The 26574-nt window shown below is 59.9% G+C and carries 26 protein-coding genes and 2 pseudogenes; 10 read left to right on the top strand and 18 right to left on the bottom strand.

Annotated features, from left to right (window positions below):
• Positions 1-136, bottom strand: a pseudogene (locus tag QDY28_RS04350) (IS110 family transposase); the annotation flags it as partial.
• Between the two features lie 107 nt (positions 137-243).
• Between QDY28_RS04350 and QDY28_RS04345 the strand changes: the two are divergent.
• A pseudogene (locus QDY28_RS04345) lies at positions 244-546 on the top strand (aspartate aminotransferase family protein); the annotation flags it as partial.
• Here the strand turns inward: QDY28_RS04345 and QDY28_RS04340 are convergent.
• The 3 genes from QDY28_RS04340 to QDY28_RS04330 all read right to left on the bottom strand — a co-directional run bounded on the left by QDY28_RS04340 (position 547) and on the right by QDY28_RS04330 (position 3741).
• Complete coding sequence (locus tag QDY28_RS04340; RefSeq protein WP_331380426.1) at positions 547-1167, bottom strand: NUDIX hydrolase; 621 nt, start codon at positions 1165-1167, stop codon at positions 547-549. It abuts the pseudogene before it with no gap.
• Positions 1168-1232: 65 nt separating this feature from the next.
• On the bottom strand, positions 1233-2729 hold the full coding sequence (locus tag QDY28_RS04335; RefSeq protein ID WP_331380425.1) for a glycosyltransferase family 39 protein: 1497 nt from the start codon (positions 2727-2729) through the stop codon (positions 1233-1235).
• A complete protein-coding gene (locus tag QDY28_RS04330; protein ID WP_331380424.1) occupies positions 2722-3741 on the bottom strand; it encodes a glycosyltransferase family 2 protein in 1020 nt (339 codons plus the stop codon). The genes QDY28_RS04335 and QDY28_RS04330 overlap by 8 nt, the downstream gene beginning before the upstream one ends.
• Before the next feature lie 94 nt (positions 3742-3835).
• Between QDY28_RS04330 and QDY28_RS04325 the strand changes: the two genes are divergently transcribed.
• Positions 3836-4795, top strand: a complete 960-nt coding sequence (locus tag QDY28_RS04325) for a lysylphosphatidylglycerol synthase domain-containing protein (RefSeq protein ID WP_331380423.1) — start codon at positions 3836-3838, stop codon at positions 4793-4795.
• Here QDY28_RS04325 and QDY28_RS04320 read toward each other — a convergent pair.
• Genes QDY28_RS04320 through QDY28_RS04305 form a run of 4 tightly spaced genes read right to left on the bottom strand, consistent with a single transcriptional unit; the run spans position 4792 to position 7165 of the window.
• Positions 4792-6027, bottom strand: a complete 1236-nt coding sequence (locus tag QDY28_RS04320; protein WP_442967473.1) for an RNA polymerase sigma factor — start codon at positions 6025-6027, stop codon at positions 4792-4794. The two genes, QDY28_RS04325 and QDY28_RS04320, sit on opposite strands and share 4 nt — an antisense overlap.
• A 19-nt stretch (positions 6028-6046) precedes the next feature.
• Positions 6047-6409: a YciI family protein gene (locus QDY28_RS04315; protein WP_331380422.1), complete on the bottom strand. Its 363-nt coding sequence runs from the start codon at positions 6407-6409 to the stop codon at positions 6047-6049.
• A gap of 23 nt (positions 6410-6432) precedes the next feature.
• Positions 6433-6795 carry a YciI family protein gene (locus QDY28_RS04310; RefSeq protein WP_331380421.1) on the bottom strand — a complete coding sequence of 121 codons (363 nt, stop codon included), beginning with the start codon at positions 6793-6795 and terminating at the stop codon, positions 6433-6435.
• Between the two features lie 10 nt (positions 6796-6805).
• The gene (locus tag QDY28_RS04305; protein WP_331380420.1) at positions 6806-7165 is read right to left on the bottom strand and encodes a YciI family protein; all 360 of its coding nucleotides are present in this window, start codon (positions 7163-7165) and stop codon (positions 6806-6808) included.
• 156 nt (positions 7166-7321) lie between these two features.
• Between QDY28_RS04305 and QDY28_RS04300 the strand changes: the two genes are divergently transcribed.
• Positions 7322-7552 carry a hypothetical protein gene (locus QDY28_RS04300; protein WP_331380419.1) on the top strand — a complete coding sequence of 77 codons (231 nt, stop codon included), beginning with the start codon at positions 7322-7324 and terminating at the stop codon, positions 7550-7552.
• A 193-nt stretch (positions 7553-7745) separates the two neighbouring features.
• Complete coding sequence (locus QDY28_RS04295) at positions 7746-8627, top strand: protein-L-isoaspartate O-methyltransferase family protein (RefSeq protein ID WP_331380418.1); 882 nt, start codon at positions 7746-7748, stop codon at positions 8625-8627.
• 119 nt (positions 8628-8746) lie between these two features.
• On the opposite strand, the gene QDY28_RS04290 is transcribed toward QDY28_RS04295, so the two are convergent.
• The 3 genes from QDY28_RS04290 to QDY28_RS04280 form a co-directional block, all read right to left on the bottom strand.
• Complete coding sequence (locus QDY28_RS04290) at positions 8747-10249, bottom strand: AMP nucleosidase (RefSeq protein ID WP_331380417.1); 1503 nt, start codon at positions 10247-10249, stop codon at positions 8747-8749.
• A gap of 120 nt (positions 10250-10369) precedes the next feature.
• Positions 10370-10546, bottom strand: coding sequence for a hypothetical protein (locus QDY28_RS04285; RefSeq protein WP_166656782.1), 177 nt, complete (start codon positions 10544-10546; stop codon positions 10370-10372).
• A 182-nt stretch (positions 10547-10728) separates the two neighbouring features.
• Positions 10729-11067: a DUF2147 domain-containing protein gene (locus QDY28_RS04280; protein ID WP_331380416.1), complete on the bottom strand. Its 339-nt coding sequence runs from the start codon at positions 11065-11067 to the stop codon at positions 10729-10731.
• Between the two features lie 459 nt (positions 11068-11526).
• Between QDY28_RS04280 and QDY28_RS04275 the strand changes: the two genes are divergently transcribed.
• Positions 11527-11790 carry an SEL1-like repeat protein gene (locus QDY28_RS04275; RefSeq protein WP_331380415.1) on the top strand — a complete coding sequence of 88 codons (264 nt, stop codon included), beginning with the start codon at positions 11527-11529 and terminating at the stop codon, positions 11788-11790.
• A gap of 289 nt (positions 11791-12079) precedes the next feature.
• Positions 12080-13825 (top strand): rhomboid family intramembrane serine protease, encoded by a 1746-nt coding sequence (locus QDY28_RS04270; RefSeq protein ID WP_331380414.1) that lies wholly within the window; start codon positions 12080-12082, stop codon positions 13823-13825.
• A 93-nt stretch (positions 13826-13918) separates the two neighbouring features.
• Here QDY28_RS04270 and QDY28_RS04265 read toward each other — a convergent pair whose 3' ends face one another.
• Together QDY28_RS04265 and QDY28_RS04260 are read right to left on the bottom strand one after the other, a co-directional pair.
• Complete coding sequence (locus QDY28_RS04265; RefSeq protein WP_331380413.1) at positions 13919-15031, bottom strand: pyridoxal phosphate-dependent aminotransferase; 1113 nt, start codon at positions 15029-15031, stop codon at positions 13919-13921.
• Positions 15032-15116: 85 nt separating this feature from the next.
• On the bottom strand, positions 15117-15515 hold the full coding sequence (locus QDY28_RS04260; protein WP_331380445.1) for a PilZ domain-containing protein: 399 nt from the start codon (positions 15513-15515) through the stop codon (positions 15117-15119).
• A 226-nt stretch (positions 15516-15741) separates the two neighbouring features.
• Here QDY28_RS04260 and QDY28_RS04255 point away from each other — a divergent pair, with 226 nt between their 5' ends.
• The 3 genes from QDY28_RS04255 (at position 15742) to QDY28_RS04245 (ending at position 18314) form a co-directional block, all read left to right on the top strand.
• Entirely contained in the window at positions 15742-16188 is a 447-nt protein-coding gene (locus QDY28_RS04255; RefSeq protein ID WP_331380412.1) for a host attachment family protein, read from the top strand.
• Positions 16189-16441: 253 nt separating this feature from the next.
• Positions 16442-16879, top strand: a complete 438-nt coding sequence (locus QDY28_RS04250) for a glyoxalase superfamily protein (protein ID WP_331380444.1) — start codon at positions 16442-16444, stop codon at positions 16877-16879.
• Positions 16880-16946: 67 nt separating this feature from the next.
• A complete protein-coding gene (locus tag QDY28_RS04245; protein WP_331380411.1) occupies positions 16947-18314 on the top strand; it encodes an MATE family efflux transporter in 1368 nt (455 codons plus the stop codon).
• Positions 18315-18361: 47 nt separating this feature from the next.
• Here QDY28_RS04245 and iolB read toward each other — a convergent pair whose 3' ends face one another.
• The 5 genes from iolB to QDY28_RS04220 form a co-directional block, all read right to left on the bottom strand.
• Positions 18362-19159, bottom strand: coding sequence for a 5-deoxy-glucuronate isomerase (gene iolB, locus QDY28_RS04240; RefSeq protein WP_331380410.1), 798 nt, complete (start codon positions 19157-19159; stop codon positions 18362-18364).
• A gap of 74 nt (positions 19160-19233) precedes the next feature.
• Positions 19234-20151 carry a myo-inosose-2 dehydratase gene (iolE, locus tag QDY28_RS04235; protein ID WP_331380409.1) on the bottom strand — a complete coding sequence of 306 codons (918 nt, stop codon included), beginning with the start codon at positions 20149-20151 and terminating at the stop codon, positions 19234-19236.
• Between the two features lie 67 nt (positions 20152-20218).
• The gene (gene iolD / locus QDY28_RS04230; RefSeq protein WP_331380408.1) at positions 20219-22069 is read right to left on the bottom strand and encodes a 3D-(3,5/4)-trihydroxycyclohexane-1,2-dione acylhydrolase (decyclizing); all 1851 of its coding nucleotides are present in this window, start codon (positions 22067-22069) and stop codon (positions 20219-20221) included.
• Positions 22070-22156: 87 nt separating this feature from the next.
• Positions 22157-24094 carry a bifunctional 5-dehydro-2-deoxygluconokinase/5-dehydro-2-deoxyphosphogluconate aldolase gene (locus QDY28_RS04225; RefSeq protein ID WP_331380407.1) on the bottom strand — a complete coding sequence of 646 codons (1938 nt, stop codon included), beginning with the start codon at positions 24092-24094 and terminating at the stop codon, positions 22157-22159.
• A 187-nt stretch (positions 24095-24281) separates the two neighbouring features.
• Complete coding sequence (locus tag QDY28_RS04220) at positions 24282-25157, bottom strand: MurR/RpiR family transcriptional regulator (protein ID WP_183937659.1); 876 nt, start codon at positions 25155-25157, stop codon at positions 24282-24284.
• Between the two features lie 233 nt (positions 25158-25390).
• On the opposite strand from QDY28_RS04220, the gene QDY28_RS04215 reads away from it, so the two are divergent.
• A complete protein-coding gene (locus tag QDY28_RS04215; protein WP_331380443.1) occupies positions 25391-26509 on the top strand; it encodes a Gfo/Idh/MocA family protein in 1119 nt (372 codons plus the stop codon).
• The last annotated feature ends 65 nt before the right edge of the window (positions 26510-26574 follow it).

Below are 26574 nucleotides of genomic sequence, written 5' to 3'. Positions count from 1 at the left end.
ATGCCACCGACGCCGGCTCCGAGGAGATGTCGCCGAAAAACCGCACCTCGCCGTTGCGCTCTCCATCGGCAATGGCCACTGAAATCTTCAACTTCGACGTATCCAAGCCGATGAAAATTACGCTATCTTCTTTCATGGTTCGTCCTCGCTTAAGCGTGGGGCTCGGCTCCGGCCTATCCAGAGCAACCCCCGACTTCAGCTTACTGCGGGGGCGGGCCACCTTCACCCCGCGAACATACGGTCTATTTCGCGAAGGCCTGGGGCAGCCTGGCGGACCACGATATGGTCGGCGAAGCCGTCAGCATTGGGCTGATGGGCGCGCTGCAGCTCGCGGCGGACAAAACCACCCGCCGCCGTTTCGAGAAGCCGGATGCCATCGGCTCCGCCGTGCGCAATCACGCCTTGACCAACGGTCTCGTGCTGCGCGCCACTGCGGACCGCATGCTGGCCTCGCCGCCGCTCATCATCAGCCATGAGGAGGTGGACACGATGGTGCGTGTCACACGGCTGGCGCTCGACGCCGTGTGGGCGGAAATGAAGCCGTAGTCAGCTCTTATCCGCTAAGGACGGCGCATCCCATTTGCCCGCCTTGTGCAGGGCAAGCGTCAGCCCCGCGACGTGAATGCTCTGAATCATCTTGCCCTCCAGCGCCAGTCCGATGGCTTGTCGGATCGGCATGCGGACAAGCCGAGTGCGTTCTGTCGGATCGTCCGCGGGCTTCGTGGTGAGTTCGACGTTGCGGGCGAGCACGATATGCGAAAGGTTCGAGTGGGTGGCCGGATTGGGTGCAAGGGCGCCGACATACTCCCATTCGGAGGCAGAGAGACCGGTTTCTTCCCTCAGTTCGCGCGCAGCCGCTTCGATCGGGTTGGCATCGCTGGCATCGATTGCGCCGCCCGGCACTTCCAACGAGACGACGCCGAGAGCATGCCGATATTGTTGGAGGAGGTAGATATTATCCTCCGCATCGAGCGCCACCACCTCGACCCAATCGGGATATTCCAGCACATAATAGGGCGCAATCTCCACGCCCTCCGCGGTGACACAGGCGTCGGCCCTGACCTTCAGCCATCGGTCGTGGAGCAGATGGGTGGAGCTTTTAACTTGCCATGGCGGAAGATCATCGGGATCGGGCAAGATGCTCGTGCGCGTATTGGTCTGGTCCATGAGCAGCTCCTGCGTTGAAAGTCAAAAGATAGACAGCAATCCCCTGCAGATCGGGGATCGGCCTTCTATTTCGGATAGATCCAGGAATAGGCGAAAGCAGCCGTGTCGCCATCTTTGCCGTGGATGTACGGAACATTCGCGATTTTGATGTCCGGCGCCGCATATTGCGTGCCGAGAGTGTCGTGCAGCCAATTTGCCAGTGGTGCCGGCACGCCGGTATCGTTCTTTCCCGGTCGCCAGACGACGAGGATCGGCTTATCGGCGCTCCACTCGTAGTCCGCTTTCAGATTGCCGAAGAACAGCGACATGGCCGGCACGTCGGGCAGTTGCAGATGCAGATTGCCGGCCGGCAGCCAATTGTCCGTCAGCACCAGTCCGGGCCTTTTGCCCTCCGCCGTCACGGCCTGGCTTACAAAGGCAGGGTAGGGGGTATTGTAGTGGTCATAGGAACCGAAGAGCGCCGGGAAGATCACGCGTATCAAAAGCAGCGCCGGGATGATCAGCATCATCGCTAGCGGTATATAGAAAAAGCGTTTGCCGAAATCAGCCGCTTTGATGCCGGCCAATTCCATTTTCAGGCACAGATAGATCGGCAGCAGGAAGAGGAAGGGCAGCAGCCAGCGGTCCCGCAGCGCCGTCATGCCGATGGCGACGATCAGGATCAGTACCAGCACCGCGATGGCCGCAAAAAGAACCTCGAAAAAGCGGGTCCATTCGTTCGACCGTCCGAGATTCTTGAAGAGGCTTTTGCCGAACACCAGCGAATAGACCACGACGGTCGGTGCGCAGATGACGACGACCAACTTCACGAATTCCAGCGGTCCCTTCACGAGCTTGGCAAAGGCGCTTTGCGGCGCATCCTCCTCCATGATCCCCAAGGTCCGTCCCGAGGCGAGGTCGAGATTGTGGATCAGCCACAATCCGTGCGGCAGGAAGATCAACAGGGAGATCAGCAGGGTCAGCAGAAATCGCTTGTCGAAAATGCGCGCACGCCCCAGCGGATGCGTCAGAACGGCTATGACTGCGGCGGCGGCGAGCAGGGCGAAGTTATATTTCGACAGCATGCCGAGGCCGAGCGCGATACCGGTAAAGATATAGGAACCCGTGCTCGGTGCCTTCAGCGTGCGGATCGCACCATAAAGAAAGAGATTGATGGTCAGGAGCTGTGCGACCGTGTGCGTAAGGTCGCGCTGCGCCTCCCAGAAAAGCTGCGGGATCGTCAGCAACGACAGCGTGGCGATCACCGCGAAAACTTTGTCGGACAAGACCAGCTTCGCCAGCTTGTAATAGCTGAAGAAGACCAGAAACAGCACGATGTTCTTGACGATCGAAATCGCCGCGAGCGACAGGCCGAAGATCGACACCACCAGCGCCTGCACCCAATTATAGAGCGGCGGCTGGGAATCATAGCCGAGCGTCAACCATTGCGAGAACAGCGCCTGCTGCGACTCGTCGTACCGCATGCCATGTGGCATGGCGAGCCGCACCAGGAATTCCAGAGCGAAGTAACCGGCAAGCAGAAGGATGATGGTATCCGGTCGGCGGACCAGAAGCCTATGCATCCTGATGGTCCCGATCGAAGATCTTGCGGACGATATAGTTCGGCGACAGGTCGTCGCGATAATAGATGCGCGCGATCATCTCGGCCAGGATGCCCGTGGTGATCATCTGTACCGACGACAGCAGGAGCACGACGCCGACCAGCAGCAGCGGCCTGTTGCCGATATCGTCGCCGAAAATGAACTTGTCGACGAAGAGCCACAGCAGGATCAGGCCGGCGAGCGCCCCGAGGCCAAGGCCGAGCGAGCCGAAGAAATGGCCCGGCCGCGCCTTGTAGCGCATGAAGAACATCACCGACAGCAGATCGAGGATGACGCGGAAGGTGCGCGAAATCCCGTATTTCGATATGCCGTGCTGGCGCGCATGATGCGTCACGACCATTTCGCCGATCCGCGAGCTCGGCACGACGCCCGCCACCCAGGCCGGGATGAAGCGGTGCATCTCACCCATCAGCTTCACCTGCTTGATGATCGAGGCGCGGTAGATTTTCAGGCTGCAGCCATAGTCGTGCAACTTGACGCCGGTGATGCGTCCGATGAGGTAGTTGGCACACCAGGACGGAATCTTGCGCAGCAAAAGCCCGTCTTGACGGTTCTTGCGCCAGCCGACGAGCAGATCGAGCTGCCGCCGCTCTAACTCCTCGACCATCGAGGGGATATCCTTCGGGTCGTTCTGCAGGTCGCCGTCCATGGTGGCGATCAGCCGGCCGGTGGCGGTGTCGATGCCGGCTTGCATGGCGGCGGTCTGGCCAAAATTGCGTTGAAGCTCGACGATGCGCAGCGTCAGCCCTTCGCGCCCGAGCGCACGGCGCGCATTGACAAGCGTGGCATCGGTGCTGCCGTCGTCGATGAGGATCAGTTCCCAGGGCTTGGTGAAACCCACCATGGCGGAACAGATGCGCTCGATGAGCGGTTCGACGCTTTCTTCCTCGTTAAAGACGGGCACGACCAGCGAAAGCTCAATGGCACTTACCGTGTCGGTCAGGGGGCGGATCGACTCTGCCGTTGTCTGCAACTCTTCTTTCTCCTAAAAGACCGGCAGAACCGGCCGGACGGAACGAGCGACATGTCCGGCGTCTGCCTCCGCTCGCATTTGGTGCCTTAACTACATGAAGACTCCGATGGTTGCCAGCCGACAGAACTGGTTTATTCGCAACCGCATGACGCTGCTCACATTAGGCGTGGTCCTGGCCTATGCCGTCTTTATCGAGTGGTTCTGGGGCTGGAGTTCAATCCTGGCGCAATGGGGCAGGGTCGGTGTCCTGCCCATTCTGCTGGCGCTGGCGCTTTTGACCAGCACCTATTTCCTGCGCACCTGGCGCATCTACGACTATTTCCCGAAGGAAACCGGCGGCCATTTCACCGCGCTCTTTCGTGTGACGCAGGTCCACAATCTGCTCAACATCATGATGCCCTTCCGCACCGGCGAGACCAGTTTTCCGGTACTGATGCGCTCCGAATTCGGCATTCCGCTGGCGCGCGGCACATCGGCGCTGCTCGTCATGCGGCTGCTGGATCTGCATGCATTGCTGGCGGCAGCCGGTGTCGGCCTCGCGCTGGCCTCGTCCTATGCCGTTCTTGCCTGGGTTCTGTGGTTTGCTTTCCTGCTCTTACCGGTCGCCGCCTTTGTGCTGCGTCGTCCGCTGCTCAAATTTGCCGGCAAGGCATTGCCGAAGAAGGCGCAGGGGCTGGTGCATGAACTGGAGCGCGGAATGCCTGCCAATGCGAATGCGTTTGCCCGCGCCTGGCTGACGACGATAGTCAATTGGCTGGTAAAGGTCGTGGTGCTCGCCTGGGCGCTTCGCTTGATGAATGTCACGCCGCTATCGGCGAGCTTCGGGGGTGCGGTCGGCGGCGAGCTTTCTTCGGTGTTGCCGGTGCACGCGCCCGGAGGAGTCGGCACCTATCCGGCCGGGATCACCGCCGGTGCCATCGCTTTCGGAGCTCCGGGACTGAAGACCGCACTCGACAATCTGGCGCAGGCAAGCATCAGCGCGCATCTGCTGATCGTCGTCTCGGCTTTGACGGGGACGGCACTCGCCTTGCTGATCTCAAGGAAGCACCCTTAACCACCAAGTTCCGCCAGCCGCTTGCGCAGGAACGCCTGCTCGGGCGCCTGATGGCACAGCAACAGCGCCGTCTCGTAGGACTGTCGCGCTTCGTCTTTGCGGTTGAGTTGGCGCAGGAAATCGGCTTTTGCCGCATGGGCCAGATGATATCGGGCCAACCGCGCTTCGCTCAAGAGGCCGTCGACGATCTCCAGCGCGGCCGCCGGTCCGTCGCACATTGAAACCGCCACTGCCCGATTGAGCTCTACCACCGGCGAGGGATGCGCCACCAGCAGCAGATCGTAAAGTGCCACGATCCGCCGCCAGTCCGTCCGATCAGCCGTTGCCGCGCGCACGTGCTCGGCGGCAATTGCCGCCTGCAGCGCATAGCTGCCGACGCTTTCGCCGGCCATCGCCTCGGCCGCAAAAGCTAGTCCCTCGCGAATGCCTGTCTTGTCCCAAAGTGTACGGTCCTGATCCGCAAGCAAGACGAGATCGCCGGAAGCGCTGGCACGAGCGAGCCGCCGCGAATCCTGCAGAAGCATCATCGCCAGCAACCCAGCGACCTCCGGATCGGGCAAGAGCTTCAGTAGCAGGCGACCGAGCCGGATAGCTTCGGCTGCAAGGTCAGCGCGGACGATCGTCGTGCCTGACGATGCGGAATAGCCTTCGTTGAAGACGAGATAGATGACATGCAGCACCTGCGCCAGCCGCTCCGGCAACTCCGTCCTTGCCGGAACTTCATAGGGAATTTGGGTGGTGCGAATGCGGTTCTTGGCGCGAACGATGCGCTGGGCGACCGTCGGCGCGGAAATGAGGAAGGCATGGGCGATCTCTTCCGTCGTCAAACCGCAGACCTCGCGCAGCGCCATCGCCATCCGCGCCTCCGCCGGGATGAGCGGATGGCAGCAGGTGAAGATCAGCCGCAGCATATGGTCTTCGATCTCTTGGCTTTCAGCGATCTCGACCATTTCGCCCTCCGGATAAAGGCTGTCGACGATATCAGCGTGCGAGGCATCGAAACGCGCTCGCCGCCGGATGTGGTCGATCGCCCGAAAACGGCCGGTCGACACCAGCCAGGCATAGGGATTGGCCGGCAGCGTCTCTTCCGTCCATTGCTGCGCCGCTGCCGCAAAGGCATCGTGAAGGGCCTCCTCCGCCCGGTCGAAGTCGCCGAGCAGACGGATAAGCGTCGCAAAGACGCGGCGCGATTGGCTGCGATAGATGTCGTCGATGGTTTCCTTCAGCGACACGGGCGGTCTCTTGCTCCTGTCAGGTGCTGGGAAGGGTCAGTATCCGGATCGGACGGATTTCGATGGCGCCGTATTTAGCCGAGGGGATACGGCGGGCAATTTCGGTCGCACCGGCCATGTCGGCCGCCTCGACGACATAGAAGCCGGCCAGATGTTCCTTCGTCTCCACGAAGGGACCGTCTGTTGTGGCAAGCGCCGATCCGGGCGGGCGGATGACAATCGCCTTGTCGGGCGTTTCAAGCGCGTCAGAAAGAACCAGCGTGCCTTTGCGAGTCAGGCCCTCGTCATAGGCAAAGTGTTCGGCGATCAGCGTATCGCCCTCGCTGGGGCTCAACGTTCTGTCCAAGTCGGCCGGCATGTAGATCAAGCATAGAAATCGCATGTCCACGTCCTCCCGCTCTTTGCCTATTCGTTCGGAAACCGGATGTCATAGGCCGCGCGGACCTCGATCATGCCATACCGGGCGACGGGGAAGGTGGCGGCGATGCTGATCGCTTCGTCCATATCCTTCGCCTCGATCAGCACGAAGCCGCCAAGATGTTCTTTCATCTCGGCAAAAGGACCGTCGGTGACGCCGGTCTCGCCTTTGCGCACCCGCACCGTCCTGGCGGTCTGCGGCTCGCGCAGGGCATTGGCGACGATGATGTGGCCGCTGTCGCGCAGCCGGTTGTCGTTGTCGACCGAATCCTGCGTCAGCTTTCGTCCTTCCTCTTCGGAAAGAGTGCTGATCTCGGCAGTATCGAACCAGACCTGGCAAAGGAACTTCATGGCAGCCTCCTCAAATGTCCGGGCCGAAGGAATAGATCGGCCGCACCTCGATGGCGCCGAGCTTGGCGAGCGGAATGCCCGCAGCGACGCGGATCGCATCGTTCAGGTCTTTCGCTTCGATCAGGATAAAGCCGCCAAGATATTCCTTCGTCTCGATGAAGGGGCCGTCGGTTACCGACGTCTCGCCGTTGCGGACCCGCACCGTCACCGCCGAGCTTGGCGATTGCAGCGCTTCGGCATGGATCATATGGCCACTCGCCATCAGATCGCGGTCATAGCCGAGCGAATCCGAATCGAGCCTGTGCTTTTCCTCTTTGGTCATGGCATCGAGCTTCGCACCGTCGAACCAGACCTGACAAAGATATTTCATCGTAGCGCTTCCTCTTTCCGTTTGCTGACAGCAATAGACGAGCGGTCCGCACGGAAATCGACATCCCGACGGGCAGCATGACAAAAAATTTCTTCGCTGTCGAAAACGGGCGCGGCCGCTCGACAAGGTTCCGTCATCACCAAAGGAGAGACGGACATGCACACCTTGGAAACAGCATTGGTGAATTACTGGAGCAGGAAGACGTTATCGGAGAAGGATCTGTTGGAGACGCCGGATATCGGCAAGGTCCTGCTTCGCACCGCAATCGGTTTTGCCGCCTTCACGGTTCTGATCCTCGGCCTCGATTGGATGGCAGCTCCGACGATCGACAGGCCGCAAGTAGCGGTCGTCGATCAGGCGGCGCTAATGCCGGAGCCAAGGGAATAAGGGGCGGCGAGGCACCCCGGCCCTCGATTGATATCTAATCGGCTTGCGGCATGGAGTTTCAGATGTTTATCTTGCCGGAATATCTTTGCCAGCACGACTCTCGCGCTGGACGCGGCGTGCATTACGTGACGGAAAACAGGTGATGCGCTCGCCTGACCTCGTGGTTTTGGAAATCATCAAGGAGAGATGCTCAATGGTCAGGAAATCGGGTGTTGTGCTGGAAGAAGTCCGTCGACTTCACGCGCAGATAATGGCTGTGGCCACGGGCTCGCCGGATGAGCGGTTCGAACGCATTTTCGAGCTGGTGCCCCGCGAAGCCTTTCTGGGTCCCGGTCCCTGGCATATCGTCGTTCATCCCTGGAAGAAGACCTATCGGCATCGCTACATTGAAACGCCGAGCGACAATCCGGTGCATGTCAACCAGAACGTGCTGGTCGCGCTGGATCGGGCGAAGGGCATCAACAATGGCGAGCCCATGTTGCATGCCGCCTGGCTTGGCAGCGTCAATCCGCAGGGTGGAGAGGTGGTAACCCATATCGGGGCAGGTACCGGCTACTATACCGCGATCCTCTCGATGCTGACGCTTCCAAATGGCCGCGTGCATGCCTTCGAAATCGATGAGCGCCTTGCTGGGTGGGCGCGCGAGAACCTTGCTCCCTTCGAAGATGTTTCGGTTACACATGGTGATGCCACCGTGCTGGCGCTGCCACCATCCGATCTGATCTACGTGAACGCCGGCGTGGTGGTGCCGCCCGTGCATTGGCTGGAATCTCTGCGTCCAGGCGGTCGGATGATCTTTCCCTGGCGTCCGAGCGAGGATGTCGCCTTCGCCATGCTGATCACCCGCGGCCAAACGGGATTTTCTGCGCGGCCGTTGATGCCGGCTTGGTTCATTCCATGTATCGGCGCAAGCGACCCTCACCAGGGTCTTAAGGTGCCAGATAGTGTCGGTGCCCGAAGCATCCGCTCCGTTTGGCTGACCAAAGATCGCGCGCCCGACGAGAGCGCGATTGCGATCTTCCGCGACGTCTGGTTCTCGAATGAAGCCGTTACGTCGATCGCGGTTGCTGCATAGTTCATGAATTGCGCGCAAACACTCGGCGCTGAACTCCTTCGGCAAATGCCTGTTGCAAAACGGAGTTTCGAACCAGGCATTTGCGACAGGGAGTTAAGGGGCTGAGAACGCCCCTTATTTTACTGGAAGGCCGTTTCGAAGAAGCTGCGCAGTTTGCGTGAATGCAGCGTTTCCGGCGGCATCGCGGCCAGCTTCTGGATCGCGCGGATGCCGATCTGCAGATGCTGGTTCACCTGTGTCCGGTAAAAGGCGGTCGCCATGCCCGGCAGTTTCAGCTCGCCATGCAGCGGCTTGTCGGAAACGCAGAGCAGCGTGCCATAGGGAACGCGGAAGCGGAAGCCGTTGGCGGCAATCGTCGCCGACTCCATGTCCAATGCCACTGCGCGGGCTTGCGACAGGCGCTTGACCGGCCCTGCCTGATCCCGCAGTTCCCAGTTGCGGTTGTCGATCGTGCCGACCGTACCCGTGCGCATGATGCGCTTCAGCTCGAAGCCCTCATAGCCGGTGATCTCGGCAACGGCGGCTTCCAGCGCCACCTGCACTTCGGCAAGCGCCGGGATAGGCACCCACACCGGCAGATCGTCGTCGAGAACGTGATCCTCGCGCATATAGGCATGAGCCAGCACATAGTCGCCGAGCCGCTGGCTGTTGCGCAGGCCGGCGCAATGGCCGAGCATCAGCCAGGCATGCGGGCGGAGCACGGCGACATGGTCGGTGATCGTCTTGGCGTTGGAGGGACCGACGCCGATATTGATCATTGTGATGCCGGCATGGCCCTTCTTTTTTACATGGTAGGCTGGCATCTGCGGCAGCCGCGGCGGGGTGGTGTTCCCCTCCGGTTGGCTGAAACCGGCCGGCGTGATGATATTACCGGGCTCCACGAAGGCGGTGTAGCCGTCGCCGCCCTTGGCCATCAGGTCACGCGCCCAATGGCAGAATTCATCGATATAGAACTGATAGTTCGTGAAGAGCACGAAATTCTGGAAATGGTTCGCGCTTGTCGCAGTGTAGTGGGCGAGGCGTGCGAGCGAATAGTCGATGCGCTGCGCGGTAAAGGGTGCCAGCGGTGAGGGCTCGCCCGGCGGCGGGATATATTCGCCATTGGCGATCTCGTCGTCGGTGGTGTTGAGATCCGGCGTATCGAAAAGATCGCGCAGCGGAATATCGTCGAAGGCAGCGGCCGACGCTTCCACATGCGCACCTTCGCCGAAAGCGAAGTGCAGCGGGATCGGTGTCGTCGATTCCGATACGACCACGGGGACATTATGGCTGCGCATCAGCAGCGCCAGTTGTTCTTTCAGATAATGGCGGAAGAGTTGCGGACGAGTGATGGTGGTGGTGTAGACGCCAGGCGCCGTGACGTGGCCGTAGGAAAGACGCGAGTCGACATGGCCGAAGCTTGTCGTCTCGATGCTGACCTGCGGATAGAAGGCGCGGTAGCGCGCTGCAATCGGCGCACCCTTGGCCAGCCTGGTGAAGCTGTCGATCAGGAACGCTGTATTGCGGTCGTAAAGCTCGGTCAGAGCGTCGACGGCCTTGGCAGGATCATCGAAGCTCCGCGGCTGAAACGGACTGGGTGAGGAGATGTCGAGGGGCGAAAAAGGAGAGATTCGGTTGCTCATGCGCTATTATAGAGTGCCGTCTTTAACAAGCAAACGACGTTACAAGGCGCGGTATCCGATTTTCGCAGCTATTTTTAGCAGTGATTCGCAGTTCGGTTATCGAAATTGGCGAGCTCGGTCCTATTGAACCGTGGTGCAATAGGGGCTGCCCGTCTGCAGGCAAGTGAAGCTTGCGCCGAAATGCGATTGCGCACCGCTGCGGCCGGTATGTTCCACCGCCATCGAAAATGTGATCGCAAAGATGGCGGCAAACAGCATGATGATGCCGAAACGCCGCGCCATGATGATCGTGTTCATTGTCCTGGCCCTACCCGTGCCCTATCCTGGACACTGTTTTGCCATGGTCAGACTGAACAGGTGCTGAGACACTGGTTCATCCAGTGTTCAGAAATATTACCGGGCTCATAAGATTGAACGGAAGGTCCTTCCGGAGCAAATCGCGTATTGATTGGTCCTGCCTTCGCCCGGCGAAGTACCTTTTAAAGCTTTGTCCAGGTTTGCGACTTGCAGAAGACCTTGAGCACGCAGCCCTGCATCTTCACGGTTCTGCCGCTTACCGTGCCGGAGCCGCTATAGGTCTTGTTGTCTTCGGGGTCCGTAAGTTCGCCCGTGTAGGCTCCGTCCTTGCCCTGCATCTTGCCGATCTGGCGGCCGGCGTATTTGCCGGTCTTCAGCGTTACGCAGTAGCTGTCGGCGCAAGGCGTGATGGCGGCGGTATCGCCCTCCTTGGTCTTCCAATTGCCGACTATTGGCTCGTCGGCCAGGGCTACGCCTGCGCTGAAGAGCAGTGCTGCGGTGAGAATGGTGGCGCGGATCATAGTCTTTCCTCCCGAATGTCCTTCGGCCCCACAGCCCGGACGTGGCGAAGTTATCCAATACAGACGCAAAGGCAAATAGACTTTCCGGCGCGATTTTCCTGCCGGTTGGCCCTTCCGGTCTCATTGAAAAATAACAAGCCTCGTTTCAGCGGCTATTTTCGTGGTGAACGAAGGGTTTAGATCCAAACCTTAACGAGACGTAAAACTTGCTCAAAAATCCTTAATTTGCAAGGGAAGCGATGTTTAACAAAATCCCAAGTTTACCAAGCATTTGCACTTTGTTTGCATCGAATTAAGCATGCATTTTAGCCGTTTTTTGAAAGCCGTCTGCGATAGTGAACCCATCAAACGAGCGGGGCAAACCCGCCAACCGGAAGGATCATCAAGCCGCGATAGACGGCAAGGTCCAGAAGGAAAAACAGGGTCGATAACGAATAGACTGAAACAGGGATTGAACCGATGGCACGCTTCGAAATACCGGCATCCGAAATGGCCATGATGGGTGGCAACAGCGCTGAAGCCCTTTGCGAGCTGGGCATAATCTATGCGACCGGCAGAGGCTGTCAGGCAGACCTCGTTGCCGCCCATAAATGGTTAAACATCGCCGCCATCAAGGGCAGCGACCGCGCCGCCGAGCTCCGCGCCGACGTCGCGGCCACGCTGACCAAGATGCAGCTCGCCGCAGCGCTCCGCGCCGCCCGCGAGTGGATGACCACGCATTAAAGCGCGTCATCAGGAATACGATGACATTGCCTCGAAAGAGGGGACCGGCAGCGGGCGGAGAGGCACGCTGCCACTATCAGAAAAACCGCGACCGGCCGGAAACAAGGCCGGCGCGGTTTTTGCTTTGGAGTGCATCCCTTTTGCTGTCAGGACGTGTCAGCCGGTGCAAATGGGGAGCGGGTAATAATTAATCTGTAGATGCGTTTCGGGTTGTGATAAGGCTCTCTGAATTCGCTATAAACGAGTAGGCTTAGACCGCGGTTGACGGCCTCTTCTATGAGACGTCGAAATGAGCACGCAACTGTCGCTGAGATTTGAATTTGCCTACGATAAGGGCAGATTGCTGTTATTTTCCTCAATTCTATCGGTTTTTTCGGTCGGCTGCGTATGGATATCCTATCGGTCCGACAGGGCCGCACACCCTCCTATCGCTCCGATCCTGTTGTGGCCGTTCGCAGCGCTCCTCGGTCTTGCCGTGATTGCTCTGCTGGTCAAGCTGTTTAAAAGCGAGCCGGGACTAGTGATTTCAGGCACTGGAATTCACATTGCAAGCTTCGCTGCCGAAACGATACCCTGGCTGGCAGTGCGAGACCTCGAAAGATTTCAAAGCAGGGGAATAGACAACCTTGTACTTAACCTCGATCCGGCTGTCGCCGGCACCGTGAAACGACGCGGATTGATGAGTAAGCTCCCGAAAGCGCTTCGAGGCTCAGGGACGAAAGCGGGGATTTCGCTGAAAATCCTGCAGGGCGATCCGGACTGGATATTCGAGCAATGCTGGGATTTTCTAAGAAGGGCACGCGAGGACGAACGTGCCGCCGCGGCGAAAACCGGCTCCGCTGCGGTATTCGATGCCGATCTCGAGACCGCGGATGCCGCAGCAACACGCGGCCAGCCGCTGTTCACATATGCGCTGATTGCCATCCTGGCCAGCGTGTATGCAGCGGAACTCGCCTTTGGCGTCGACGCTCCCGACAAGGGCTCACCGACAATTCAAACGCTGCTGGTGTTCGGAGGAACCTTTCGCAACAGCATTCTCGTCTATGGGCAATGGTGGCGGCTTTTTACGGCGCCTTTCCTGCACGCGAACCCGCTTCACCTCGCCTTTAACTGCTTCGCTTTATGGCTGGCAGGAAGGCTGCTTGAGCGCCTTATCGGCTGGCACTGGTTCGCTGGCCTGTTTTGCATCAGCGCCCTCGGCGGTTCCGTAGCCTCCTTGCTGATCAATCCCGTCAACGTCGTGGGCGTTGGGGCTTCCGGTGGGATCGTCGGCCTGTTTGCTGCCGCTATCGTTCTGAGCTTTCATTTTCGCTCCGGTTCGCTGCCGACGTCACTACGAACAGGGGCAATCCGAATATTGATACCGTCCTTGATTCCGTTCATATCGCGAACGCGGGACGGCATGCAGATCGATTACGCGGCGCACTTGGGAGGAGCCGTGGCCGGCGGAGCGATAGCGCTGATACTGTTGACAGTCTGGCCTCGCGTGCGTCCGCGTCCTCGTTTCAGTATTGCGGCGTTGACGTTCAGCATCGCGTTTGCCGTCATTACAGCCGTCTCGCTCTGGCCCATCAGCCAGATCCGTGCCGATCTTCTCACGAACCCGTTTTCACAATATTTCCGAGGGCAATATCAACTGGCGGCACAAGACTTCGCCGTTAAAGCACAGCAGGACGAGAAGGCCGCGCCCTATTATCATCTCTGGCGTTATATTGCTCAAGAGCAGGGCAAAGACGCGGACGCGGCGACTGGCCTTCGTGCCGAAGCCGTCAAGCTTGATCAAGCGAAATGGCCCTATCCCATCTACAGGCTCTTCCTCGGCGAATTGAATCCCGCCGAGGTCATTGCAAAAGCCTCTGACAACAACGCTCTTTGCGAAGCGATCTTTTATATCGGCGAATGGCATCTGATTCGGAACGAGATTCCGGATGCCCGCCAGCAATTTCAGGCCGCGTCGCTGTCCTGTCCCTCTACCTTCATGGAATATGACGGCGCCCGAGGAGAGTTGCAGAGACTTTCGCACCGTAATTCTTAAAAGCGACCCGATGCAGGTGACGGCCGCCGGATGTGGGGCCAAATTGCTGTGCCGGCGGCAGAAACCGCAGGTGATTTTCAAATGCACCTGTACTCAGCCGATCGCCTTCAACACGTTCGGCAGCGCTTGGGCCAAAAGGTCGAGATCGCGCTTTGGCCCGACGCTGATGCGAATGCAGCGATTGAGAGGCGCCACGCCCGGCATGCGGATAAAGACGCCATGCTGGATCAGCCCATCGACGATCGCACGCGCATAGGCACCATCGCGGCCGCAATCGACAGCGACGAAATTGGTGGCGGAGGCAAGCGGGGAAAGCCCGTTGTTGCGGGCGATCGTGCCGATATGTTCCCGCGCCGCGTGGATTTTGCCGACGACTTCGGCGAGGTAGGCTTGATCCTTCAGCGCCGTGAGCGCGGCCGCCATCGCCAGCCGGTTCATGCCGAAGTGATTGCGGATCTTGTCGAAAGCCAGCACTGTCTCCGCCACGCCGATGGCATAGCCGACACGTGCGCCGGCAAGGCCATAAGCCTTGGAAAAGGTGCGGGTGCGCAGCACGTTCGGCAAGTCGATCAGTGCGGAAATATCCGGCAAAGAATTGGCGGGCCCGGTTTCGCTATAGGCCTCGTCGAGGATCAGCAGGCAGTTTTCCGGGAGGGCCCGGGCGAAGGCGACAATCTTCTCGGCATCCCACCAGCTTCCCATCGGGTTGTCGGGGTTGGCGAAATAGACAAGCGGGGCATTTTCGCGCTTCACCGCCGCGAGCAGCCCATCGAGATCCTCGCGATCGTCGACATAGGGCACCGTTACCAGCCGGCCGCCGAAGCCCGCCACATGGAAATTGAAGGTCGGATAGCCGCCGAGCGATGTGACGACGGGCGCCCCCGGCTCGACCACCATGCGCACGATGAGACCGAGCAGGCCGTCGATGCCTTCGCCGACGGCGATATTCGCGGACTGAACGCCGAGGTGGGCGGCGAGCGCTCCCTTCAGGGCAAAATTTTCCGGATCATTGTATTTCCAAATCTCGCCGGCCTGCTCGCGCATGGTCTCTATGACGGAGGGGGCGGGGCCGAAGCCATTTTCATTGGCGCCGATGCGTGCCTGGACGGTCAGGCCGCGCTGACGTTCGAGGGCTTCCGGGCCGACGAAAGGCACGGTGGAGGGAAGGGCGCTGATCAGCGGGGTAAAGCGCGAAAAGGCGGACATTCTGGCTCATTTTCCCGAATTCTGTTGCAAGGCGCAGCACCATAGGCGCTTGGTGAGCCGTTGCAAGGGCGGAAAAGCCTGATCCTTACGCCTGTTGCCGCCGGCCGCGCGCGGCCAGCGCTTCGGTATTGCCGATCATGAAATCGGCACGCACCACGCGTCTCAATGTTTCGGGCTCGATGAGGTTGATGAAGCGCACGTTGACGCGATTGTCTATCCGGTTGATCTCGGCGCAGCCGATGCGATAAGCGAGGCCGAGAATGTTCAGATAGTAGTGTGTCGGTAAGCCAACGGTCGTGCCGACGATGAAACTGGCCCCGCCTTGTGAAATGTCGATGATCTCGGCGCTGCGGATCGAAATGCCCGTCAGACATGGGCGCACGGCAATGATGCGAGCCGGCCGCTGAACGAAGAAGCGTTCCCACCTGTGCTCGTAGACTTCGGATTTGACTTTCGCCAGATGCGTTGCGCGAAGCATTGTCATTTCCCCGTTGGAGGCCACCGAATTCATCTCGGTTATCGCATCAACCTTGCACGGAGATTTTGCCTAAGCGTCAACCGAGCCAATCGAATTTTAACGATTCGGCAGTTTTTGAGCCGCTTGGGCGATATCGCAAGCGCTGCAGGTGGTTTTTTGAACCCTTCGCGTCATGAGACGTTCTTTTCCGTCAGCAGTTTTTTAGCCGCACTAAAAATTGAGGACAGGCATGATGGTCGATATCAAGATTTCCCGAGGAACATGGGTTGTCGTTTGCGACGGTGCCAAGGCGCTGATTCTGAAGAGTTCGGACAGCGGCCCGCATCCGGATCTGCGAACGTGCGAAACCATGCAGCAGCCGCATGCGCCGGATCGGGAACTCGGTACCGACAAACCCGGCCGCACGCACCAGGCCGTAGGGTTCGGAGGCAGCGCCGTGGAAGAAACGGAATGGCATGAGCAGGCGGCAGCCGAATTTTTGAAAAATGTTGCAGCCAAGGTCGATGCGCTTGTGCAGAAAAAGGGCATCCATCGTCTCATTCTCGTCGCGCCGCCGCGCGCACTTGGTGTCCTGCGGCCCCATCTCGGGGCTCGTTCGCAGGCAGTGATCGTGGCCGAGGTCGCCAAGGACCTGACGAATTTTCCCATCGATCAGATCGAGCATCATCTCGTCGGTTGAAAGATGGAAGGGCGCAATATCGCCCTCTCTCAGTGACGGCCTGAACAGCTTCGTCTCTGCAGCAACGCCTCATCTTGACATCGGCATTGGCTTCGATCATACGAAAACCGGTTCGAGGCACCGGCCGCTCGCGGATGAAAATCCATGGTGAAGCCTCGCAAATATGGTCACAGCCATCTGGCGCATGCTGACTGGCGGTAATGCGAGCTCCGATCTGCAGTCGTAAATGCATGCCTTCCAAGAGGCTGACTCCGTGACGACGATCTATCCGTCCATCGATGAATTAAAAGCACAGGCCAAACGTCTGCGCCAAGCCATGGCCGAGCGCAGTGGTGACATGGCCCATAGTGCGGCCCTTGAATTGGTCGCCAAGCAATATGGGTTGCGAGACTGGAACACGCTATCGGCACTTGCCGCGAAACCGAACGCGGTGCCCGCTGCGCCGATTGCCGTCGGAACGGCGGTCCGTGGCCGCTATCTGAACCAGCCCTTCACCGGCAAGGTTCTGGCGCTCTCCGAACAATCCGGCGGGCTCCAAGGGATCACCATCCATTTCGACTCTCCGGTGGATGTCGTGACCTTCGAGAGCTTCTCGGCCTTCCGCCAGCGCATCAACGCCCAGATCGATGCTAACGGCATTTCGCCGCGCAAGAGCTCGGACGGCGTGCCGCATCTTGTGCTGGACATCTAACGATCATCCTTTCAACAATCGACCGCGGCCGTCGCCTGGCGGTGCGCGGTGCTGCGTGGATAGCGCCATGACGAAAGATTTCGAAAGCAACATGTTCCTGAGCGGTTGGCTGCCGGGTGTCTTTGCCCGCACGGCCGCGCCAATCATCATGATCACAACCATCAACGGCCTGTTTGCCGTCGTCGATGCTTATTTTCTCGGTGTCTTCGTGGGCGCCGATGCCCTCTCTGCGGTTAGCCTCATTTTTCCGGCGCTCATGCTCTTGATCGCGTTGCAATCGCTGGTCTCAAACGGCATGGCAAGCATCCTGGCGCGCCGTCTGGGAGCGGGAGATCGAACGGGAGCGAAGCAGGTTTTCAGCGCCGCCCATGGCTTGGCCTTGGCGGTGGCGATCCTCATCAACGCGATCTATTGGACGGTCGGGCGGCAGGTCGTCGTCGCAGGCTCGGCTGACAATGCCGCTGTCGCCGTCAATGCCGGCGCTTTCATGGGCATGATGGTCGGCTTTGCTCCGGTGAGTTTCCTATTGTCGGTTCATATCGACGCTCTGCGTTGCGAGGGCAAGATCGGCTTCATGACGCTGGTGACGCTGGCCTCGACCCTGCTCAATATCTTTGCCAACTGGCTGCTGATGGCGGTGATGCACTGGGGTGTCATCGGCTCGGGCACGGGTTCGATCGCGGCGCAATTTATCTGCCTGGCGATCATCCTGTTCTACCGCTGGCGGCAGCCGGGCGCACTCAGACCGTCGCCATCCTTTGCGGTGAGCGAATGGCGCGGGATCATCGCCTTCGGCGCGCCGATGAGCCTCGGCTTCATCGGTATATCCCTGAGTTCTGCGGCGATCCTCTTCAACCTGGCGATCTGGCACCAGGGAGACTATGTCGCGACAGTGGGCGCCTACGGAATCATCACCCGGGTGATGACCTTCGCCTATCTGCCGCTCCTCGGTCTCAGCATCGCCCTGCAGACGATATCCGGTCACAATCACGGCGCTGCATTTCCCGCCCGCGTCGGCCAGAGCCTGCAGATCGCCATGGCGTCGGCGCTGGTCTATTGCAGCATGGTGGAGTTGGTTGTCGAATTGGTGGCGGGCAGGCTCGGCGGCGTTTTCGTCGGCGTTCCCGTCATCGTTGCGGAGGTCGGGCGAATATTGCCGTGGACAGTCGGCGCCTATTTCCTCTTCGGCCAGATGATTGTGCTGTCGTCCTATTTCCAGTCGATCGGCGATGCGAAGAAAGGCGCGATCTTCGGCCTGACGCGCCCCTATCTCTTCACGCTGCCGCTGACATTCGTGCTGCCCTTCATCTTCGGCGAAATCGGCATCTGGATGGTGCCGGTCTTCGCCGAAACGGGAATGCTTCTGCTCGCTTGGCTGGTCTTGTCGCGCAACGCCAGGCACCGCGGTTGGCGGTATGGTCTGCTACCGGCCTGATGAACAGGCCGCGCCATCGAGGCGCGGCCTTCCATGCTCTTGGGAGTTTATGCCTTCAGAAGCCACTCATGTTCCGGGGCGTTGTGGAACTTCCAGATGCGTTTCGGACCGGCCATGACATTGAGATAATAGAGGTCGTAGCCATGGCAGGCGGCACAGGGATGATACCCCTTCGGCACCAGCGTCACATCGCCATCTTCCAGCACCATGACTTCGTCCAGCGAGCGATCATCGGTATAGACCCGCTGAAAGCCGAAGCCCTGCGGCGGGTTGAGGCGGTGATAATAGGTCTCCTCGAGGAAGCTTTCGTTCGGCAAATTGTCCTGATCATGCTTGTGCGGCGGATAGGACGAGGTATGGCCGCCCGGTGTGATGACTTCAACCACCAGCAGGGAATGGGCCGCGCCGTCATCCTCCGGCATGATGTTGTTGACATAGCGGACATTGGTGCCCTTGCCGCGCGTCAGCGCCGGATGCGTGCCCGGCGGGATGGCGCGCGCCTCATAGGAACCGCCGCCGGGAGCTGAGCAGACGGCGAGCTCGAGGTCGGTCTCGGCGACGACGGACCAGTTGGAGCCGGCCGGAATGTAAAGCGCGTGCGGTGCACCCTCAAAGGGGCTCATGCGGCCGCCGAGCGAGCCGAAATCCTTCGTGCCGGCCTTGGCGCTCGCCTTGCCGCTGACCCAGACCAGGCAGACCTCGCGATCGCCCGTCTCTGCGGAAGCCGTTTCGCCCGGCTTCAGCCGGTAAAGATCGAAGCCGACATAGGTCCAGCCGGCACTTTCGGGCGTGACACGGCTGACGCGGCCGTGAGAGCCGTCAGGTTTGACCTTGAGATTTGGCATGAGTGTCCTTCCTCCGTTGCTTGGAAAAACGCCCCTCGCCAGCTTTCTAGAGGCGAGGGGACGCTCGTCTTTCGCTATCCCTTGGGAAAACCTTCGGTCTCTACGGTGTAACCCGCTGCCGTCATGACGCGCATCAATTCGGCATGGCCGATCTCAGCCATCTTCTGTGGCGGAGCCTTGCGGGGGTCCTGTTCGGCCTCGACGACGAACCAGCCTTCATAGCCGTAATCGGCCAGACGTTGAACAATGGCGCCGAAATCGAGCGAGCCGTCGCCCGGTACGGTGAACGCGCCGAGCGCCACAGCATCGAGGAAGGACTGGCGGCTGCGATCCAGCCCATCCACGACAGGCTTGCGGATATCCTTGACGTGAACGTGATTGATACGGCCGTGGTGGTTGTCGATGGCGCGCAGTACGTCACCGCCGGCAAAGGCAAGGTGACCAGCATCGAGCAGCAACGGAATGCCTTCGCCGGAATTGCGCATAAAGGCGTCGAGTTCCGGTTCGGTTTCGACGACGGCTGCCATGTGATGGTGGTAGGAGAGCGGCATGCCTTGCTCGGCGCACCATTCGCCGAACTCGGTGACGCGGCGGGCATAGGCCTTCATCTCGTCATCCGAAAGGCGCGGCTTGGTGGCGAGCGGCTTGGAGCGGTCGCCCTGGATCGAGCGGCCGACTTCGCCATAGACAATGCAAGGCGCGTTGACCGCCTTGAAGAGCTCGATCATCGGAGCGATGCGGTCCTTGTTTGCAGCCAACTCTTCGTTGACCAGCGTGCCCGAGAACCAGCCGCCGCAAAGCGTCACGTCGGCGGCGCGCAGGATCGGCAGCATCTCATCGGGGTTGCTGGGGAACCGCCGGCCCTGTTCCATGCCGGTGAAGCCTGCACCACGCGATTGCCGCAGGCATTCTTCGAGGGATACGTCGTCGCTGAGCTCCGGAAGGTCGTCGTTCCACCAGGCGATGGGCGACATGCCGAGTTTGGCCTTCATCAATGGTCTCCTTGAAAGCAGTGTTGGAGGAGCGGAAACGCTCCTCCAGAAAAATGACGGAAATCGATCAGCCGATGCGCTGGGCGGCGCGTGCCTCTTCATAACCCGCGCGGGCCTTGTTGACCTCGGCGCGCGGACTGACCTCGGGAACGGCGACATCCCACCAATGGCCGCCTTCCTCTGTCGTGATCAGCGGATCGGTGTCGATGACGATGACCGAGGTCCGGTCGTTCTTTTTCGATGCTTCGATCGCCTGTTCCAGCTCGGCGATCGAGGCGACTTTGATCGCAATCGCGCCCATGCTCTCGGCATGTGCCCGGAAATCGATCTCGGGCATGATCTCGTGACGTGAATCCTTGAGCAAATTGTTGAAGTTCGCGCCGCCGGTTGCCATCTGCAGCCGGTTGATGCAGCCGTACCCTCTGTTGTCGAGGAGGACGACCGTCAGTTTCAGGCCGAGCATGACCGAGGTCGCCAGCTCCGAATTCAGCATCATGTAGGAGCCATCGCCGACCATGACGACGACCTCCTTGTCCGGCCGGGCCATCTTCGCGCCAAGGCCGCCGGCGATCTCGTAGCCCATGCAGGAGAAACCGTATTCCATATGATAGCTGCCGGGTGCGGTCGCCGGCCACAGCTTGTGCATCTCGCCCGGCAGGCCGCCGGCTGCGCAGAGCACGATGCTTTTCTCGCCGCCGATGGTGCGGGTGACGGCGCCGATCACCTGGGCGTCGGAGGGCAGGGCGGTATTCGTCGTCGCCATCGCTTTGGCGGCGGCCTCAAGCCAGATCTTCTTTTCCCGTGCTGCTTTCTCGGCAAGCGCTGCCGGAGCTCTCCAGCCGGCAAGGCCGGCGGACAGAGCTTTCAGCCCTTCGCGCGCATCTGTCACCAAGGGGTGACCGTTGTGCTTCAGTGCATCATAAGCGGCAATGTTGACGCCGACCATCGTCAGTTTTTCGTTCTTGAACAGCGCCCAGGAACCGGTGGTGAAGTCCTGGCAGCGTGTGCCGACAGCAATCACCAGATCGGTTTCTTCGGCAATCGCGTTGGCGGCCGATGTGCCCGTGACGCCGACCGAGCCAAGCGCCAGCGGATGCGTTTCGTCGATCGCCGATTTACCAGCCTGTGTCACGACGACGGGAATAACATGCGCTTCCGCGAAAGCAGCAAGCTCCTTCGTCGCCTGGGAATAGAGAACGCCACCACCGGCAACGATCATCGGCTTTTCGGATCTGCGGATCAGCGCGATGGCGTTTGCCAGTTCGTCCGCATCCGGCTGCGGGCGGCGCTGCGTCCAGACGCGTTCCTCGAAGAAGCTTTCCGGATAGTCGAAGGCTTCAGCCTGCACATCCTGGCAGAGCGACAGCGTCACCGGACCGCAATCGAGCGGGTCGGTCAGCACCTGCATGGCGCGCTTCAGCGCCGTGATGATCTGCTCGGGCCGGGTGATGCGATCGAAGTAGCGCGAAACCGGACGGAAGGCATCGTTGGCCGACACCGTACCGTCGCCAAAATCCTCGATCTGCTGTAACACCGGATCCGGCGCGCGGTTGGCGAAGACATCGCCGGGGAGGAAAAGCACGGGAATGCGGTTGACATGCGCCACGCCGGCGGCGGTCACCATATTCAGCGCGCCAGGACCGATCGATGTCGTGCAGGCCATGAAGCGTTGGCGGAAGCTGGTCTTCGCATAGGCGATGGCGGCATGCGCCATGCCTTGTTCGTTATGGGCACGGAAGGTCGGCAACTCCTCGCGCACCTGATAGAGCGCTTCCCCCATGCCGGCAACGTTGCCATGGCCGAAGATGGCCCAGACGCCACCGAAGATCGGCTGCTTCTGGCCATCGATCACGGTCATCTGCTTTTTGAGGAAATGCGTGACGGCCTGCGCCATCGTCAATCGGATCGTCTTGCCCATGGGGCGCCTCCCAAATGCATTTTAGTCCATTGTTTGCGCATTGCTTTACCCGAAACCGATATCCGGTTTTCGGAGCGATGCGCCAAATTATTCCAGCCCGCGGGTTTTCAGCCACGCCTGGGTCAATTGCCGGAAGCGGCCAGCCATGTCGGCGATCGCTTCCTCGTCGTTCATGCCGCCCGACATCCAGGCTCGGGCCGCATCGGAGAAGATGGTCCGCCCGACGGCGAAACCCTTGACCGACGGCGCGGCGAGCGTCGCCTCGAAGCTGCGGATGAGTTCTTCCGCCGGCGCTTCCAGGCCAAGCAGCACGATACCCCTGCACAATGGATCATTTTTGGCGATCACGGCATCGATTTTTTTCCAGGCCGCAGTCGATTCCTGCGGTTCGAGCTTCCACCAGTCCGGCTTGATGCCGAGCGCGTAGAGCTCTTCCATTGCCGTCGGGATCGTATCGTCGGTCAGCGGTCCGTTCTTGCCGGCGATTATCTCGACCAGCAGCTCGCGGCCGACCTTGCGGGCCGCTTCGAACAGGGTACGCAGCTTCTCCTGCTGCTCCGCCTTCAGTTCCTTCGGATCATCAGGGTGGTAGAAGCAGAGGCATTTGATGCAATGGTTAAGGGGCCATTCGGTAAGCTGCGAGCCGATATCCTGGCTGAATTCGAATTTCAGCGGCTTCGAGCCCGGCAATTCGACGGGGCGGCCGATCCAAGAGAAGTTCTTTGTGGCGGCGTCGAAGAATGCATCGCGACCGAAGCGCTCGTCGATCAGCATGCCGTAGCCGGCATGTCCGCCCGCAACCCGCGCCGCCGCCTCGACCGCAAGCCGTTTGAAGGCGACGATCCTGTCGTGGCCGATGCCCAATTCGTCGGCGACGCTGACAAGCTGCGAGCGATGATCGATGGCAAGCGCCATCAGCAACGGAATTTCGTCAACGCGGCGCGTCGTCGCCCAATGGATGTGATTGATCGCCTCGTCCTTACGCAGCGCCCGGTGTTTGCTGCCCGTCTTCAGGAAGAAATCGAGTTCGGCCCAAGTTGGATATTCCGGCGAGCAGAGCAGGCGCGAGACCGCAAAGGCCCCGCAGGCATTTGCCCAGGTGGCGCAGGTCTTCAGCGGTTCGTCGCGCAGGAAGCCGCGCAGGAAGCCGGACATGAAAGCGTCACCCGCGCCGAGCACGTTGAACACTTCGATCGGAAAACCCTGGCCGACGATGCCGGCCTCGAGGTCGTCGGAGATCGGCCCATCATAGACAATGCAGCCCATGGCGCCGCGCTTCAGCACGATGGTTGCCGGGGAAAGCCGGCGGATTTCCTTCAATGCGCCGAGCACATCGTCGGCGCCCGAGGCAATCATGATTTCCTCTTCGGTGCCGACGATCAGGTCGCAATCCGGCAGCGTCTCTTTCATCTTTGAGGAAACGCGATCCGACTTTACATAACGTTCGAATCCCTCGGCGTGGCCGGCAAGGCCCCAGAGATTCGGCCGGTAATCGATGTCGAAGATCACCTTGCGGCCGTTCGCCTTGGCGATGCGGATCGCCTTGCGTTGCGCGGCCTCCGTGTTCGGCTTGGAAAAATGCGTGCCCGAAACCAGCACGGCCCGGGAGGACTTGATGAAATTCTCATCGACGTCGCCCTCGTCGAGCGCCATGTCGGCGCAGTCGGAGCGATAAAAGATCATCGGCGAGACGCCCTCGGCCTCGACTGCGAGCAATACCAGAGCCGTCAGCCTCTCCCTGTCGGTCGCGATCCCTTGTGTGGCAACGCCTTCGCGTGCCGTCTGTTCACGGATGAAACGGCCCATCTGCTCGTCGCCGACGCGAGTGATCAAGCCGGATTTCAAGCCGAGGCGCGCCGTGCCGATGGCGATATTGGCGGGGCAGCCGCCGACGGATTTCGCAAAAGATCCGATATCCTCCAGCCTCGAGCCGATCTGCTGTCCATAAAGATCGACGGAGGAGCGGCCGATGGTGATCACGTCGAGTGTCGCCTCCGGCTGGGCGCCAGGATTGTCGTGTGCCATAATGTCCTCCCGTCCAGGCATAACCCCGATACCTCAGTGGTTTTCGATGGGGTCAAGCATCATTGAAAGTGCCGGTCCGTCCGTCTTCGCTTTCGTCCGGATGCTGGCAGATTTGCGGCCATCTCCTGAAGCCGCGCTCATAGGTGTAATGAAACATTGGTTCCGTAATTTTGTCAATTCGGAATGTTTATTCCATTTTGGTTTTGTGAAATTTTGCCACTGCTTCTTTCCTCCGTCGTTCGGCGATGGCGACGGGAAAGGCCATGATCAGCGCCATGGATGCCGACAGCGAGCGAAAGCCGGCAAAATCGGCTTCCGCCACCTCGAACCAGTGGGTGGCGCAGCCGGTCAGCGGGGAAAAGGCCGAATCGGTAATCGCGATGACCGGCACGTTGCGTCCGGCGAGATCCTGCGCCTGGGCCAGGCTGTCGGCCGCGTAAGGGGAGAAGCTTGCGGCAATCGCCGCATCCCTTTCGGTGGCAAAGCGGGCAAGCTCACCGTCGATGCCGTTCGGCGAAGCGACGATCTGATGGCGGATGTTCAATTTGGAAAAGGCGTAAGTCATATGCGCCGTCAACGGATAGGAGCGGCGCTTGGCGATGAGATAGATCGTCTCGGCCGCGGCAAGCACATCCACCGCCTTGGCAAAGGTATCCGTCTCGATGGTGGCGGCAAGCTTGTTGATCGATTGACTGGCGGCAGAGAGAAAGCCCGAGAGAATACCGGCCTCTTCATCCTCGATCCCGGATTGCTCGAGCGTGATCAGCCGCTCTTCATAGCTCAGCGTCCGGTCGCGCAGCCTCTCGCGGAAAATGCTCTGCAGATCGGAGAAGCCGCCATAGCCCAGGTGATGGGCAAGACGCACCAGCGTTGAAGGTTGGACATCAGCGGCAGTGGCGATGCTTGCCGTCGTGCCAAAGGCGATTTCATCCGGATTGCCGAGTGCAAAGGCCGCGACCTGCGCCAGACGTTTCGGCATGGAATTCTTACGCTCGATGATGATGCTGCGAAGGCTTTCAAAATCCCGCGGCACCTTGGTTCGCGTTTCGATTTCGTTGTCCATGCCTGCGCCCTTCTCGACGGCATCTCCGTCAATGAAACAAATATTCCATATTTCGCAAGATAACGGATTTTGAACAATTCGACACGATTATTTTTAAGCACATGAATTTCCTTCCATAAATGTCATTTCATGGATGACACGCCTTAAGCGATCAATGCGCCGGCTTGTCAAAACGGTCCAAATATTCCAAAAATCGCTCATGCTTCAGGAGGAAGCTGATGGAGGAAATGGATATGAAGTCGCTTGGCGTCGGATTGATCGGAACCGGCTATATGGGCAAATGCCATGCGCTGGCTTGGAATGCGGTCAAGACCGTCTTCGGCGATGTGGAGCGCCCGCGCCTCGTGCATCTTGCGGAAGCCAATGCCGAGTTGGCGAAAGCGCGTGGTGACGAATTCGGTTTCGACAAGGCGACCGCCGACTGGCGCGAGCTGATCGCCGATCCCGAAGTCGATGTCGTCTCCGTCACCACGCCGAATCAATTCCATCCGGAAATGGCGATCGCGGCGCTGGAAGCCGGCAAGCATGTCTGGTGCGAAAAGCCGATGGCGCCGGCTTACACTGACGCCGAACGCATGCTGAGCGCCGCCAAGGCCTCGGGCAAGGTCGCCATCCTCGGCTACAATTATATCCAGAACCCGGTGATGCGGCATATCAAGACGCTGATCGATGAAGGCGCGATCGGCGAGGTCAATCATGTCCGCGTCGAAATGGACGAAGACTTCATGGCCGATCCGGAGGGCTTCTTCTATTGGAAAAGCGAGCTTGCGAGCGGTTATGGCGCGCTTGACGATTTCGCCGTGCATCCGCTGTCGCTGCTCTGGTTTCTGTTCGGCCATGTCGAAGCTGTTATCACCGATATGGGAAAGCCCTATGCCGAACGGCCCTTGAAGGACGGCGGGCGGCGCACCGTCGAGAATCACGACTTGGCCAATGTGCTGATGCGGCTCGGTGGCGGCATCTCCGCGGTGCTGATGGCCAATCGCTCCGCCTGGGGCCGCAAGGGCCGCATCGCGCTGCAGATCTTCGGCTCGCAAGGATCGATCGTTTACGACCAGGAGCGCATGAACGAATTCGAGCTTTATCAGGCGGACGGCAGGCAAACCGAACAGGGCTTCCGCAGGATTCTCGCCGCGCCGGCTCACCGGCCTTACGACCGGTTCATCCCTGCGCCTGGCCATGGACTGGGCTTCAACGATCTGAAGATCATCGAATGCCGGGAGCTGATCCGCGCCATTTCCGGCGATGCGGCATCCGTCTTAAGCTTTGTGGATGGCCTGCGCATCGAAAAATCGGTGCACGCCATGGCGCAATCGTTTTATGAGCGTCGCTGGGTCGAGATACCGGCCTGAGCTTCTGCCCTAATTTTCTCCCGATCTCGGGCGCAAGGTCAGCTATGATTGACGCTTGCTAGGGG

The sequence above is a fragment of the Rhizobium sp. BR 362 genome (genome assembly GCF_036528765.1).
In the GTDB taxonomy this organism is placed as follows: domain Bacteria; phylum Pseudomonadota; class Alphaproteobacteria; order Rhizobiales; family Rhizobiaceae; genus Rhizobium.
Note: the sequence above shows the minus strand (reverse complement) of the source record. Positions and strands in the feature narration are given on the sequence as shown.